The organism is Ekhidna sp. (assembly GCF_964218185.1).
Taxonomy (GTDB): Bacteria; Bacteroidota; Bacteroidia; order Cytophagales; family Cyclobacteriaceae; genus Ekhidna.
In genome coordinates, this window is the sequence record NZ_CAXPLV010000002.1 from 215,073 (window position 1) to 229,637 (window position 14,565).

Genomic DNA, 14,565 nt, shown 5'->3' on the forward strand with positions numbered 1-14,565 from the left:
AATTGTGTTAATTCATCAATTTATATACCAACTCTGTTAAAACCGGACCTTCCTTTTTTGTAGCAAAACCTATGCCCTTTGATTGCATATCTGCTTCATGTAAATACTTAATGTTTTGAACGACCTTTCCTAATGGATAATTCCTGGCTGCCTGCATATACTCCTTCACAAAAAAAGGATTCACACCAATTAGCGAAGCAATGGCTCTATCATTTTTGTTGTCTGAATGATGAATCAGAAGAAGCTTGCTGAAATAAGAAAACAAGCTATAAATCGTGAGTACTAATGGATTATTACTAGGATTTGATGCGAAGTAATCCACAATTTTATGAGCCTTTTGTTTGTTCAGGCTACTCAATGCCTTTTGCAACTCGAATATGTTGTAGTCTTTGCTAATTCCAACGTATCGCTGAACCATTGCTGCGGTAATGCTTTCTCCTTCTTTTACATTCAGTAGCAGTTTTTCTATTTCATTGGCCAGACGCTGAAGATTATTTCCAATGTTTTCAGAAAGCATCATCACCGCACTATCTTCTATTTTCACCCCATCGGCCTTGCAGAAGCTTCTTATCCAGTCAGGGATTTGATTATCATATAATTTTTTGGAGTTGAGAAATACTGAACTTTTTTCAATTGCTTTGCCAAATTTGGTACGCTTATCAACTGATTTATACTTGTAACCAAAAACCAATATGGTACTGGCAAGTGGGTTTTCCAGATAATTAATAACAAGAGTCTGCTTCTCTTCCTTTGTCCAGTCTCGCATCTCCTGTGCTTCCTTTACGATTACGACTTGCCTCTCGCCCATCATTGGGTATCTTCGCGCAGCTCCTATTACATCAGTCAGGGATGTATCCTTACCATATAAGATGATCTGATTGAAGCTTCGCTGGCTTTCATCTAAAGCGTTATTTTCAATATTTTTAATAATATTGTCGATGAAAAATGTTTCTTCTCCCTGTAGGAAGTATACTGGCGCGAAAGTTCCATTGTTAATATCCCTGAGTATTTCAGTGTATTCTGATGCCATATTTTCCAAAGGTAAACGCTACCTTAGATAATTGTAATGCGCAAATTCTTATTTCTTTTCCTGATATTCCTTTTACCGACAATCACAATCGGTCAGCGCAACGAAGTAGATAGCTTGTTGGTGACCTTAGGGGATTTGAAAAAGAAAGACTCTACCTATGTGAACGTTGTTAACGATATAGCTTTTCGCCTTTCTCTAACCGATCAGCAACAATCAATCTATTATATAAATCAGGGCATTTCTATAGCAAAAGAAATCAATTATGAAAAGGGGCTTATCCGAGCTACTACGATTAAAGGAAGTAGCTTTTTGATAATAGGTCTCACCGATCAAGCACTTTCTTATTACCTGGAAGCCTTGTCTTACAATGCTGAGAAATACCCAATGGAGTTCGTGAGGCTCAATAATAATATCGGAGAAGTGTACAGGAGAAAAGGCGTCTATGACTCCAGTCTTAAACATTTTAACAAAGCATTGTTTCTCGCAGAAAAAAAGCTGAAACAATATCTGCCCGTTATTATTCTGTCCAACATTGGTGAGGTACTACTTATGCAAAATCAGATTGATTCTGCTAAAAGTTATTTCCAAAAGTGTCTCGAAAATGCTGTATCATCCGATCATTTAAGAGGACAAGGGTATGGTTATTATGGTTTGGCAGAGTGTACTTTTAAAGAGGGCAATAGTGATCTTGCTATTGATCTACAGAAACAATCCATTCAAAGTCGACTCAAGGCAGATCATAAACGTGGGCTTATTCAATCTTACCTGAAACTTGGTGAGTATTTTAAATCTAAATCGCAAAGAGATTCTGTTTTATACTATTGGAAGAAAGCAGAGCAACTTGCCTCGTCGAATGAAGCTAATGATCTACTCAATGAAGTCTACAATAAGCTCTATACATTCTACTTCAATGAAGATAATATAGCTGAGGCGGCAGCCTACTTAAACAGGCATAAAAACCTAAGTGATAGTATTCGAAATGCGGAGTTTATTGGTAATGTGCAAAAAATCAGATCTGCACTACAAGCTGAGCTAGTGATCGCTGAGAATGAAATTTTGAGACAGGAACAGCAAAAGGCAAAAGCGGAAGAGGATGCAAGACTGATTGTAATTGCCTTGGGTATTCTGATTATTGCCGGTCTGGGAATCACCACTTATCAGTACAAAAAGAAACAACGAATAATCAATGAGACTACAACAGAGTCCAACTATACCAGCTCGCTACTTGAACTTTCTCGGAAACTAAATCACGAGAATCTGGATATTGATTCCTTTATAAAAGATTTATTGGTCAGTTCCAGAGAAAACCTAAGCTGTGACAGGGCCACTTACTGGGAGTTAAGTCCTGAAAATTCACTTGTTCTCAAGGGAGAGAGCGTGAAACCAGGATCACCTCATATCCGAACCGTAGAATTCTCTAATGAAGAGTTTCCTGATTTTTTAAGCGAATTCCTACAAAACAGAACAGTGGCTGTTAGCAGAATGAGCTCAGATCTCAGACTGCAGGATATTTATGAAAGATATTATAAGCCAGCTGGAATTGAAGCAGTTATAAATGCTCCAATCATTGCTGACAAGAAATTTATTGGATTTCTCTCTTACGTAATACTTCACAAAAAAAGCAGAGAGTGGAGTTTGCAAGATCAAAGATTTGTAGGTTCTCTGGCCGACCTTATAGTTGCAGCAATGGCAAAGAAAAGAGGTGACATACTTGAAATAGAAAAAGAGGAGCTGATCCAGAAATTGCGCATAAGAAATAAGAGTTTGCAGGAATTCAATAGCATAATCAGTCATAATCTGAGAGAACCCCTTACTCAAATCATCGGTCTCTCTGATCTATTAAAAGACAACAAAGGCAAAAACCAGGAAGAAGCTTTTGAAATAGTTTCACGAATATCCACCGCATCGAATCGTATTGACACGGTCATTAAAGAACTGAGCACCATTCTGAACGAGAGTGACCCCAAACTTTCTGATTTTAGATCCATTTCAATTGATCGGCTTATAAAAGAGGTTTTAGATCTATTAAAAAGTGAGATGAAGTCCCGAAACGTGACCATAGATCAGAACCTGAAAGTAACGAAGATCAAGAGCTATAAACCCTTCTTGTCGGACGCTTTATATCACTTGCTTTCCAATAGTCTGAAATTTTCATATCCTGATAAGCGACTTCTTCTAAAAATTGAAACTTACGAAGATGAGTTGCACAATCTTTTAAAGATATCTGACAATGGTAGAGGGATGAACTTAGCTCAGGTTGGAGATAAAATTTTCAAGATGTATCAGAGATTTCACCTGGATACCGAAGGTCGTGGCATTGGTCTATTCATTGTAAAAAACAGAATCAGCGCCATAAACGGATTAATCGACGTAGATAGTGAGGAAGGTGTTGGCACTTCATTCATTATGAAGTTCCCGAAAAACCCACACTTAGTTTAGGTAGGACTGCACGAGCTCGTCCAGCATTTCCATCGACAGTGGCTTTGACTTATAATCCATGATGCCATTTCTTTCTTCTGCCAATAGCTTATCGGCCGGATTTATTGATGATGTGAGGATTACAATCTTATTGGTACTGCTGTTTTGAAGGTTTTGATACTGATCTAAAAACTGCCATCCACTCATGATAGGCATATTTATGTCCAGCAATACAAGGGATTGATCTTCAGCAGAATTACTGTGATTAAAAAAGTCTAACGCATCCTGAGCTGAATCAAATGAAAGTACTTCATCTACTAAATCAGATCGCTCAATGATTAATTTATTGAGGTAATTAGTTGTAGAATCATCGTCAATCAGCACAATTCTTTTCATTCTATTCTCCATTAGCTGGTCGGAAAATTTAGATTAAGAATAATAATGAATTTTGATATTCGCAAGTTTGTCATTTCCGCTCGGTGGCTTGTTTAAACCGATTAGCTTTCTCTGTGAGATTTAATTAATACCAATCTTTAAATTACAATCAAATTTTTAAACAAAAGTCATGAGAAAAATTCAACTAATCGTAGCACTCACCTCATTTTTTGCATTTACCTCTATTTCAGGTCAGGATGTAAGTGTAGACGAAATAATCAATGGGTATTTTGAAAATACCGGAGGCATTGAAAATTGGAAAGCTGTCAAAGGAATGAAAATGACAGCAAAGGTTAATCAAGGTGGAATGGAAATTCCAATCGAAATTGTACAAATGACTAACGGTCGTCAATACACAAAAATTTCACTACAGGGCAATGACTTCTATCAGGGAGTCTTTGACGGAGAGACAATGTGGAGTACAAACTTTCAATCTTTGAAAGCAGAAAAAGCTGATGCAGAAACAACATCAAACGCAAAATTGGATGCCAATGACTTTCCTGATTCCTGGCTTGACTATAAGGACAAGGGATACACAGCAGAGTTTATTGGCAAGGAGACAATTGATGGTGCAGAAACCTTCAAGGTGAAACTGATCAAAGAGCCAAAAACAGTAGATGGAAAGCAAGTTGAGGATGTATACTACTATTATTTTGATGTAGATTCATATGTACCTCTAGCAATGGACTCTGAAGTTAAAGCAGGACCACAAGCTGGGATGGTTGGTAGGGTAACTTTCAGTGATTATCAGGAAGTGGATGGATTATACTTTCCATTTTCAATGACTCAGGGCGTAAAAGATGGCCCATCTCAACCTATTACTTTAACTGAGATAACCCTGAATCCAGAGGTTGATGAAAGCGTCTTTGCTTTCCCATCAGGAGGTGAGTAATTAAGAACTTTTGAAAAGCATATTATGAAGAAATTACTCACATTATTGATGTGTGGAGCAATGGCTATGGCTACCGCACAAGAGGGTGAAATTACGCTAAATGGTAAAGAACTTTTTGGCGACATGCGTGCCCGGCACATTGGCCCTGCCCTTATGAGTGGTCGAATTATTGATATGGAAGGACATCCTACCAATGGTCGAATTCTATATGCTGGAACAGCTGGTGGTGGAGTTTGGAAGTCAGCAAACGGAGGCGCCTCATTTCAACCTATTTTCGATGATTATGCACAAAGCATTGGTAAAGTAAAGGTTGATCCTAAAGATCCTGACAACACAATATGGGTTGGGACAGGTGAAATCTGGACCAGAAACAGTGTTTCCGTAGGCGATGGTTTGTATAAAACTACTGATGGTGGCGTAAACTGGAAGAAAATGGGATTTGAAAAATCTGAACGAATCAGCAGCATCGAAATCCATCCTGAAAACACCAACATCATGTATGTAGGTGTACTTGGAGCACTATGGAGTGATAGTGATGAAAGAGGTGTTTATCGTTCGGAAGATGGGGGTGTTACCTGGGAGAAAACACTCTATATTGATCAAACAACAGGTTGTGCGGATGTAATTATGGATCCTAATGATCCAAACATTCTATATGCATCCATGTGGGAGTTCAGAAGACAAGCCTGGGGTTTCAACTCAGGTGGAGACAAAAGTGCACTATACAAATCAGCAGATGGTGGCAAAACATGGAACAAAATTCACAATGGTTTTCCGAAAGGGAAGCTTGGAAGAATTGCCGTTGCTGTGGCTCCATCGAACAGTCAGATTTTATATGCGGTACTTGAAACGGAGGATGAAACTAAAAGAGGTCTTTATAGATCTGATGATGCTGGTTCAAATTGGACTTTATTAAATAGCGATTTTGGATTGGTTGTTAGACCTTTTTACTTCTCCAGAATTGTGATCGATCCAAGAAATCCCGATGTAGTTGTAAAAGGAGGATTGCTTGGCTCTATTAGTAGAGACGGTGGAAAGACCTTCAAAAATATGGGCAACATGCATGCTGATATCCATGACATCCTGTTTGATTTAAATGATTCTGACAGAATGTATGTAGGCACAGATGGTGGCGTATATAGAACTTGGGATGGTGCTGCCACCATGGAAATTGTAGCTAATATGCCTGTTTCGCAATTTTATCACATTAGTGTTGACAATGCTGAACCCTATAATGTATATGGAGGACTTCAGGACAATGGCTCTTGGTACGGACCGTCAAGCTCACCTGGTGGTGTTGAAGCGAGAGATTGGAATGTAGTAGGTTATGGTGATGGATTCAGGGTGCTACCCCATCCTACTAAGAAGATTCTTTATTCTGAAATGCAGGGAGCTCAGAATGTGTGGAGGTATGATATGGACAAGCAACAGACCAAAACCATCCAACCTCTTCAGGTCAAAGGATATGATAAGCTAAGATTCAACTGGAACGCACCTATGGCTACCAGTGAAGCTCAACCAGATCGCTTTTACATGGGAAGCCAATATCTCCATATATCTGAAGATATGGGAAACACCTGGAAAATCATTTCTCCGGATTTGACTACAAACGATAAGTCAAAACAAAATCAAGCTGAATCCGGGGGGCTTTCCATGGATAATTCAGGTGCTGAAAATCACTGTACAATTTTCACTATTGCTGAGTCTCCATTGAATGAAAAGGTGATTTGGGTTGGTACGGACGATGGTAATATTCAGGTGACAAAAGATGGTGGAAAAACATGGACAAACACAACAGCTAATTTATCAGGTGTTCCAGCTAACACATGGGTATATCACATTGAGGCAAGTGTTCACGGTGAAGGTACTGCCTATGCGGTGCTGGAAGGACATACCTCTGGAGACATGAATCCTTATACCTATAAGACTACCGATTATGGCCAAACATGGACGTCAATAATCACCGATGAAGTATATGGGTTTGTGAGAAATATTCAGGAAGATTATGAGAATGAAGACTTGCTTTTTCTTGGAACAGAATTCGGCTTGTATGTGACCATTAATGGAGGAAAAAATTGGAATCAATTTACCAATAATATGCCACCGGTTGCCGTGCATTTCATAGATCTGCAAAAGCAAACCAACGATCTGGTAATGGGGACACATGGGCGTGGCATTATCATCATCGATGACATAAGTCCACTCCGACAAATCAATCAGGAGGTGTTAGCGAAGGATGTTCATTTCTTTGAAAGTAAACCAATGATCATGAAGGAGACAAGTCCTTTTGGTGGCACTGCCACCGAAATGGAATTTGTAGGAGCAAATAGCTCAAACAATGCTCAAATCAGGTATTACCTAAAGAAAAAGCACATTTTCGGCAAGATGACTATGGAAATCCAGGATCCTTCAGGAGTTAAACTTATTGAGTTAACACCCGGAAAATCCAAGGGAATAAATATTGTAACGTGGAATGGATTGATAAAGCAACCCAAAATGGCTAAAGGTAAGACCCTTGCTTTCGGTGGGTTTACTTCACCAAGGGTGCCAGCCGGAACCTACAATGTGGTAATGACTAAAGGCAAAGACACTTATACCACAACTGTGACCTTAAAGAATGATCCAAACTCTATACTTACTGATGCAGATAGAGCACAGTATTACCGAACTGTTGCCAAGCTTTATGATATGTCTCAGGAGTTGGCTTATATGGTTTATGAAATGGATGAAATTTTGCTAAAGGCTGAAGAGGTTTCCAAAAGTGGTGGCAATAAAGTTGCCGAAGGGGTGATCAAAGATTTAAATGCCTTAAAAGAGACATTGGTAATTACAACGGGAGACAACTATGTTGCCTCAGCAGAACCACAGCTTAGAAGTAAGATTGGTGAGCTATATAGCAAAATTGCTTCTGGATTCGAGCCCCCATCCGCTTCTGAATTGGAAAACCTTTCACTGCTTGATGAGCGCTTTGAAAAGGCAAAGAATGATTTCAGCTATATCAAATCGAAGAAAGTTCCGAAAATGGAGAAATACATGGAAGGAAAAGGAATTACGAATATCCAATTGAAAACTTTCGAAGAGTTTATAGAGGATTAACCTTATAAGTTTACTTGAAAAAAAGCCATTTCGAGTTTCGAGATGGCTTTTTAAATTCTAATCCACCAATTTCTTAAAAACCGGATCTCTAAAAGTCCCATTATCGGTAATCATCGAATACTCTACTTCACACACCAATTCAGGCTTTAGCCATACCGTCTTCTTCTCCTCATGCACATCAGCATCCACAGGTTTATCCGGCGATATCATGTCAACAAATTGAGCAGCCAGACTTTTTAGAAGCACATCATCAAAACCGGTACCTACTCTCCCCCGATATATCAACTCATCTCCATCTTGTTCTGCTAGTTGGAGCGATCCAAATGATCTTTCACGCTCACCTTCACCCTGAGTAAAACCAATAATCAAACAATCTTTGGTTTCCTTCACTTTCACTTTGATCCAGGCATCACTTCGTTTTCCCACGGTATACTTTGCATCAATTCTTTTGGCAACTATGCCTTCAATACCATGAGCTTTAGCCGCAGCAAATAGTGCTCTACCATCCTCTTCCGATTGGCTGATTCGGTAGTTGGTCTCTCCTACTCGAGTTGAATCGATCATCCACCACCGTCGACGATCCTGAGGGTCATTCATCAACGACCGTCCATCCAAATACAGGCAGTCAAATAAATAGCAATAAGCTGGCGAACGTTTCGATTCATAGTCAAAGTTTTTCTTGCTCATTAAGCGTTTGATCACCTTTTTAAAATTGGCTTTTCCCTCCTGATCGAGACATACAATTTCACTATCGAAGATGGCATTGTTGATTCTGAAGGCTTGTTCCGGAACATTTAGTTCGGGAAACTGCTCGGTGATGTCATTACCATTTCTACTATAAATCTTAAGCTGACCTTCGTTCAAATAGATCAACGCTCTTATTCCATCCCACTTTACTTCGTAATAATAGTCTCCGATGGGCACACGCTTGGATGCATCTGCCAGCATAGGACTCAGCACCACCTCCAACAAGTTTTGTTGTGGAGTATCAACACGTTCTAGCAACCACTCTTTATCCTTCATCAAATGCATGCGGTATTCAGCACTCAATTGTTTCCCCGAAAGCCTGAAATAAAATCCCTGTTTCTTTTCTTTTGTGATTTCATATCGTCCGGTCGCGTATACCCACATCATCCCGCCACCATACTCTCCTTTCGGAATCTCACCCTCAAATGTGAGGTACTTTAGTGGGTGATCTTCCGTTTGAACAGCCAACCGTTTTACACCTGGCACAGGTGGCATGCCTCGTGGTATCGCCCAGGATTTTAATACTCCATCTTGTTCAAGTCTCAAATCGTAATGTAGGTGCGACGCATGATGACGCTGGATGCAGAACCTACTTCCCGGTGCTTCATTTTCAGAAAGCAAAGGTTCTGGAGTTTTATTAAAATCCCGTTTCCTTTCATAATCCGAAAGTTGTTCAGGTGTCTTGTGTCGTTTATTTGGTGGCAGCTCTTTTTCTACCACCGCACGCTTATCCGTATGAAGTGGAACAGCCCAACCCCTGATCTGCTCCCAAGCATCTCCGTTATTGATCACTCGCTCTAGTGTGGTCTTAATATTCCACTGATTTAGATCCTTTAGCTGTTCCAACTCCTCCCACTCAAGTGGAGTAGATGCTGTAGCACCAACCTTCCCTCTCAAACTATACGGGCAGACAATTGTCTGAGATGGCCTGTTACGATAAATATCAACCAACACCCGGCCTTTTCGTGATTCCTTTTTGATGTGTAGGGTGGTTTGATCGTGTTTTTGAATGAAGTCCGATGCGACTTTTTTGGCAGCTTGAAAGCATTCTTCAAAAGTGTATTTTGCTTCTATCGGCGTGACAAGATGAAGCCCTTTTCCACCTGTTGTTTTTACAAAAACGTGGTAGTTGTATCGTTCCAGGTGTTCCTTTAAAGCAAAGGCAATTTGTTTCAAATCTTCCAGTGGAAATGAACCATCCTCCGGTGGATCCAAATCGTACACGATATAATCCGGTTTATCACTGTGCTCTGAAAAGCTATGGATCTGGTGAATTTCCAAGCAAGCAAGGTTTGCCAGCCAAACAAGTGTGGCTTCTTCTTTTGCTACCACATATTCTTTCTTACGCTCCTGGCCTAACCTCTTATAATCAATCCAGTCGGGTGTCCAGTCAGGACGGTGCTTTTGAAAAAACTGCTCCCCGTAGATACCATCAGGATAGCGCACCAATGACAGTGCCCTGCCTCTAATGTGATTCAGGATGGTCGGTGCAAGCTTTAGGTAGTACTCAATGATCTCAGCTTTCACAATCTCATCCTCCGGATAGAGTACTTTATCCAGATTGGACAGCTCTATCACCCGCTTTCCTACCTCCGCATGTATCTTTTGCTTGGCCATAGAGTAATATTAGTACTTATTCTCATTTTGTCATTGCGGACTTGGTCCACAATCTGCCTTATTTAAGGAAGAAAAGGTTGTATCAAAAGGTCTATTAATATTAGCTGTCATTCTGACGAAGGAAGAATCTCTTACAACATGTGGTTATTGGCATTCTTAACAAAGAGATCCTTCATAAATTCAGGATGACAGACCTTTTGAGACACCCTCATGACAGGGTAGAAAGTTATCATTCTTTATTTAGACCCTGAAATAAATTCAGGGTGACTATCGTATGAGATTTCTTTGAATCGAAGGTCATTCTGAACCGTCTTCCGACAAAGGCAAGCTTGTTTCAGAATCTATGCGAGTCAAATACGACAGATAATGTAATTGCATTTATCTTCGTCATATGAACCAGTTCAGTGACGCAGCAGAGCTAGCTGCCAACTATGTTAACAGCACCAATCGTCACATTTTCCTCACAGGAAAAGCGGGAACAGGAAAGACGACTTTTCTTAGAAACATTGTAAAAAACACATACAAGAATGCAGTAGTAGCAGCGCCTACAGGGATCGCTGCTATCAATGCGGAAGGTGTTACACTCCATTCTTTGCTACAGTTACCATTCGGAGCATTTGTTCCGGAAGACATCCCCTATTCTGATCGGAATATACTGGTCAACACTCCTTCATCACTATTCAGAGAGGCCAAGTTTGGCGCTCAGAAACGTAAACTGATCAATGAACTGGAATTACTAATCATCGATGAGGTAAGTATGCTTCGCGCTGATCTTTTGGATTGTATTGACGCTACACTTCGACATTTAAGAAAGAGAAGGTTTGATCCTTTTGGTGGATTGCAGGTTCTTTTCATCGGTGATTTGATGCAGTTACCTCCTGTTGTTAAGAGAGAGGAACAAGGGTTGCTGCAGCAGTTTTATGCTTCTCCTTATTTCTTCGATGCGCGTGTGCTTAAAGACAACCCTCCGATTCGCGTTGAATTGAATAAGGTCTATAGGCAAACTGATGAGGCTTTTATAAAGTTGCTCAATCGATTGAGGCATAATGAACTGCTGGAAGATGATGTAGAACTACTGAACGAACACTATGATGCTGAAGTAGTCAACAAGAACCTGGACGGATACATCCACCTCACCACACACAATCAAAAAGCAGACAAAATCAATACTTCAAGGCTTGCTGATCTGGATGGAAGGGATGAACTATTCACGGCTGATATTGATCGCGACTTTCCTGAAAATGCGTATCCAAATGAAGTTAACCTTAGACTTAAGGAGGGTGCACAGGTGATGTTCATCAAAAATGATCCATCAGGTAAAGGACAGTTTTTTAATGGAAAGATCGGAAGGGTTTCAAGCTTCGAAGATGGCATTAAAGTGAAGTTTGAAGACGGCACGGAAGTCTCAGTAGAGCAGTATGAATGGGAGAATGTTCGCTATGTTCTGGATAAGCAGACCAAAGAGGTGGAACAAAAGGTCATTGGAACGTTCAAGCAGTATCCGTTAAAACTGGCATGGGCAGTCACTATTCACAAAAGTCAGGGGCTTACCTTTGATAAAGCCATCCTTGATCTTGAAAATACGTTTGCTGCAGGACAGCTATACGTTGCTCTTTCCAGGCTGACTTCCTTGGCTGGATTGATTCTCTCGAGTCCACTTCCTAAACGCTCTCCTTCCATCGATGAGCAACTCCAATACTTCATAGAGAACTTTGAAGGTCAGGAAAAGCTCGAGAAACAATTTAAGAATGATCGCATCGGGTTCATTCGAATGTTTGCTGAACGTGCTTTTCTATTTGATCCATTACTGAGGGAGTTGGTGAATCATAAAAAGACGTTCAATAAAGATGAAAACCGATCACTGAAGCAAAAGCAGCTACCCTGGACGGATGAGCTTATCAATGATACTTTTCCCTTGAAAGAAGTGGGAGAAACCTTCATTCGACAGGTCAATTCACTGTTATCAAAAGGAGAATGGCATCAGCTAGCTGAGCGAATGACCAAAGCGTCTGATTATTTTACAGAGCAACTTACGGATAAAATAGATCGTGTCACCACACAGCATCGCATGCTCAAAACCCAAACGCAGGCAAAAACCTATCGAGCTGAGTTGGTGGAGATTAAGGATTTACTTAGCAATCAGCTGAGACAAATTGTCAAGCTTAACCTCCTGATTCAGCATATCAATGAAGGGAAACCTCTCACAAAAGAGGCGCTGCATAAACACAACTCAACTCAGCAAGTAAACAAGGTGGCTTCTAAAGACAAAACCCCTACTGCCGAGATTACTTATGACATGTACAAAGAGGGTAAATCCATTAAGGTGATAGCAGAAGAAAGAGGTCTGGTGGAAGGCACCATCGAATCTCACCTGGCCAAATATGTTGAGTCAGGTGAATTGGATGCATCGGAGTTTGTGAAACCAACCAAGCTCAAGGCCATTCTAAAATGCTATAATGAAGGCTTGACACGATCCGGTGAAATAAAAGGCGCTTTACCAGATAGCTATACCTGGGGAGAGATTAAGATGGGGATTGCGCATGCTATAAGAAACTCATAATTCAAGAATTTCTGTGACTACAGTCAGTATCATTAATATCAAAAAATCGTTTATTGAATGTAATTTTGTGAATTGATTCTTTTATAGAAAGTGGGTAATCTAAAGAAAATAGCTGCTGTTTCTTCCCTTGTCATTTATTTCATGACTATTGGACTGGGCTATTCTGCTCACTTTCAATCTGGCCCTCAAAAAAACCATGGAAACGACTGGTACCAAATTGATGATTTAAAGGATCATTTCAATCATACCGTACCGGTTAAGTTCAACCTCGCTGTTCAGGTAAAACCCTCACCAAAGCCATTCCCTTCAGATGAAGCTCAGCTATGGGCATTTCCGCGCACGGATTCAATCTATTTTGATCGACTATTCAGCAGACTTTCTGCTGATTTGCTCGATCTTCTCATTGAGCAAAAAAAGGTAAATCTCTTATTTTCCTTTCACTTCTTCATGTAACTCCCAATGATAGTCTAAGGCTCTCAGTTAGCCTTATATACACCCTTCTCTTGAATTTTCAGCAGTCTTGCGGCGTGCTGGGATACTATCATTTATAAAAATTAGAACATGGGAATAACCATAATTGGGCTAATTGCACTAGCCCTGTGCATCATTCCGTTTGTACTGGTGCACAACAGTATAAAAAATAACAAACAAGACCTGATCAATGGACTGAGATCTATAGCAGATTCATACAACAGTGACATCTCTTCGTATGACTGTGGTATTGAATTCTCAATTGGGATATCTTCGGCAAATAACTACATCTTTTATTATAAGAAAAGAAAGGGGACAATATCCGAAGAATGTGTTCCATTGAATGCTATTAGAAAATGTCAGGTGGACAGTGCCAAACGAACAGTCAACGCTAAAAGTGGCAATGAAACCATAATCGATAAGCTTGAGCTCACTTTTATCCCAAAGGATGGAAACGTTGCTCCCTCTCGATTGGCGTTCTTTGATTCTAATGAGCATTTTAAGTTAAATGGAGAACTACCTCTCATTAGGAAATGGGAAGCAATTACTAATAAATTCATTAGTCATTGATGAAGAAAATTCACTGTTAACATGATAATTTGGAGCTGATTTCAGGCAATTGAGATCAGCTCTTTTTTTTAATCTAAAAAAGCTTCAATTAACCCCTCTGATTATCCTCAAAGGTGTCGGGTCTGATTAAAATCCTTCAGGTAAAACGAACTGCCTCGATAACCTAACACATAATAAGAGCAATTCGCATGTGGGAAGCCATCCATAAAATTTAGTGGATAATTCAACGTCCAGCAGAGTAACACCCGCATCGCTCTGCCATGCATACAAATGAGAATATTCTCACCATCGGCTTCCATAACCAGTTGCATAGCTTTTTTCTGCCTTTCCATCACCTGAATAGGATTTTCACCTCCGCCCACATTGAGGTGAAGCTCACCTCTTCGCCAGCCATTCACCGTATCAGCATACAGGTTTTTCGCATCGTATGAGGCCACCTTACCTTCCTGATTGCCCCAGCTGATCTCGTCAAATCCTTCCAAAGCAGTCACTTGTGTTCCGTTTTGGACGAACTGTCCCACGGTTTCTTTGGTTCGAATCAAAGCAGAAGTAAACACCTGATCAAAATGGATGTCTCTGAAGGAAAGGCCAGCTTTTCGTGCCTGCTCTCTCCCAGCTTCATTGATTGAGGCATTGACGCCTCTACCCTGCACCATTCCTTTTTTATTAAAATCTGTTTCTCCGTGCCGAAGTATGTAAATCGTCTTGCTTTTCAAACTGTCTTTATCT

Annotated in this window: 10 protein-coding genes; 6 read left to right on the plus strand and 4 right to left on the minus strand. The window is 40.2% G+C overall.

The window, feature by feature from the left end; translation table 11 throughout:
- Nucleotides 1-7: 7 nt before the first annotated feature.
- Complete coding sequence (gene holA, locus ACEQZT_RS02830; protein ID WP_370087025.1) at nt 8-1,030, minus strand: DNA polymerase III subunit delta; 1,023 nt, start codon at nt 1,028-1,030, stop codon at nt 8-10.
- Between the two features lie 36 nt (nt 1,031-1,066).
- On the opposite strand from holA, the gene ACEQZT_RS02835 reads away from it, so the two are divergent.
- Entirely contained in the window at nt 1,067-3,469 is a 2,403-nt protein-coding gene (locus tag ACEQZT_RS02835; protein ID WP_370087027.1) for an ATP-binding protein, read from the plus strand.
- Here ACEQZT_RS02835 and ACEQZT_RS02840 read toward each other — a convergent pair.
- Nucleotides 3,461-3,844, minus strand: a complete 384-nt coding sequence (locus tag ACEQZT_RS02840; RefSeq protein WP_370087029.1) for a response regulator — start codon at nt 3,842-3,844, stop codon at nt 3,461-3,463. The genes ACEQZT_RS02835 and ACEQZT_RS02840 overlap by 9 nt on opposite strands.
- A gap of 169 nt (nt 3,845-4,013) precedes the next feature.
- On the opposite strand from ACEQZT_RS02840, the gene ACEQZT_RS02845 reads away from it, so the two are divergent.
- A complete protein-coding gene (locus ACEQZT_RS02845) occupies nt 4,014-4,775 on the plus strand; it encodes an outer membrane lipoprotein-sorting protein (protein WP_370087030.1) in 762 nt (253 codons plus the stop codon).
- Nucleotides 4,776-4,799: 24 nt separating this feature from the next.
- Nucleotides 4,800-7,871 carry a WD40/YVTN/BNR-like repeat-containing protein gene (locus tag ACEQZT_RS02850; protein WP_370087032.1) on the plus strand — a complete coding sequence of 1,024 codons (3,072 nt, stop codon included), beginning with the start codon at nt 4,800-4,802 and terminating at the stop codon, nt 7,869-7,871.
- 57 nt (nt 7,872-7,928) lie between these two features.
- Here the strand turns inward: ACEQZT_RS02850 and ligD are convergent, their stop codons facing one another.
- Nucleotides 7,929-10,235 (minus strand): non-homologous end-joining DNA ligase, encoded by a 2,307-nt coding sequence (gene ligD / locus ACEQZT_RS02855; protein WP_370087034.1) that lies wholly within the window; start codon nt 10,233-10,235, stop codon nt 7,929-7,931.
- Nucleotides 10,236-10,626: 391 nt separating this feature from the next.
- Between ligD and ACEQZT_RS02860 the strand changes: the two genes are divergently transcribed.
- The 3 genes from ACEQZT_RS02860 to ACEQZT_RS02870 all read left to right on the plus strand — a co-directional run bounded on the left by ACEQZT_RS02860 (nt 10,627) and on the right by ACEQZT_RS02870 (nt 13,836).
- Nucleotides 10,627-12,795 (plus strand): helix-turn-helix domain-containing protein, encoded by a 2,169-nt coding sequence (locus ACEQZT_RS02860; protein ID WP_370087036.1) that lies wholly within the window; start codon nt 10,627-10,629, stop codon nt 12,793-12,795.
- 90 nt (nt 12,796-12,885) lie between these two features.
- Nucleotides 12,886-13,248 (plus strand): hypothetical protein, encoded by a 363-nt coding sequence (locus ACEQZT_RS02865; protein ID WP_370087037.1) that lies wholly within the window; start codon nt 12,886-12,888, stop codon nt 13,246-13,248.
- Nucleotides 13,249-13,356: 108 nt separating this feature from the next.
- Complete coding sequence (locus ACEQZT_RS02870; protein ID WP_370087039.1) at nt 13,357-13,836, plus strand: hypothetical protein; 480 nt, start codon at nt 13,357-13,359, stop codon at nt 13,834-13,836.
- A 107-nt stretch (nt 13,837-13,943) separates the two neighbouring features.
- On the opposite strand, the gene ACEQZT_RS02875 is transcribed toward ACEQZT_RS02870, so the two are convergent.
- Complete coding sequence (locus ACEQZT_RS02875; RefSeq protein ID WP_370087041.1) at nt 13,944-14,552, minus strand: histidine phosphatase family protein; 609 nt, start codon at nt 14,550-14,552, stop codon at nt 13,944-13,946.
- Nucleotides 14,553-14,565: the final 13 nt, after the last annotated feature.

Coding starts and splice junctions, on each gene's coding strand:
- holA (WP_370087025.1), bottom strand. CDS start 1,030: ATGGCATCAGAATACACTGAAATACTCAGGGATATTAACAATGGAACT.
- ACEQZT_RS02835 (WP_370087027.1), top strand. CDS start 1,067: ATGCGCAAATTCTTATTTCTTTTCCTGATATTCCTTTTACCGACAATC.
- ACEQZT_RS02840 (WP_370087029.1), bottom strand. CDS start 3,844: ATGAAAAGAATTGTGCTGATTGACGATGATTCTACAACTAATTACCTC.
- ACEQZT_RS02845 (WP_370087030.1), top strand. CDS start 4,014: ATGAGAAAAATTCAACTAATCGTAGCACTCACCTCATTTTTTGCATTT.
- ACEQZT_RS02850 (WP_370087032.1), top strand. CDS start 4,800: ATGAAGAAATTACTCACATTATTGATGTGTGGAGCAATGGCTATGGCT.
- ligD (WP_370087034.1), bottom strand. CDS start 10,235: ATGGCCAAGCAAAAGATACATGCGGAGGTAGGAAAGCGGGTGATAGAG.
- ACEQZT_RS02860 (WP_370087036.1), top strand. CDS start 10,627: ATGAACCAGTTCAGTGACGCAGCAGAGCTAGCTGCCAACTATGTTAAC.
- ACEQZT_RS02870 (WP_370087039.1), top strand. CDS start 13,357: ATGGGAATAACCATAATTGGGCTAATTGCACTAGCCCTGTGCATCATT.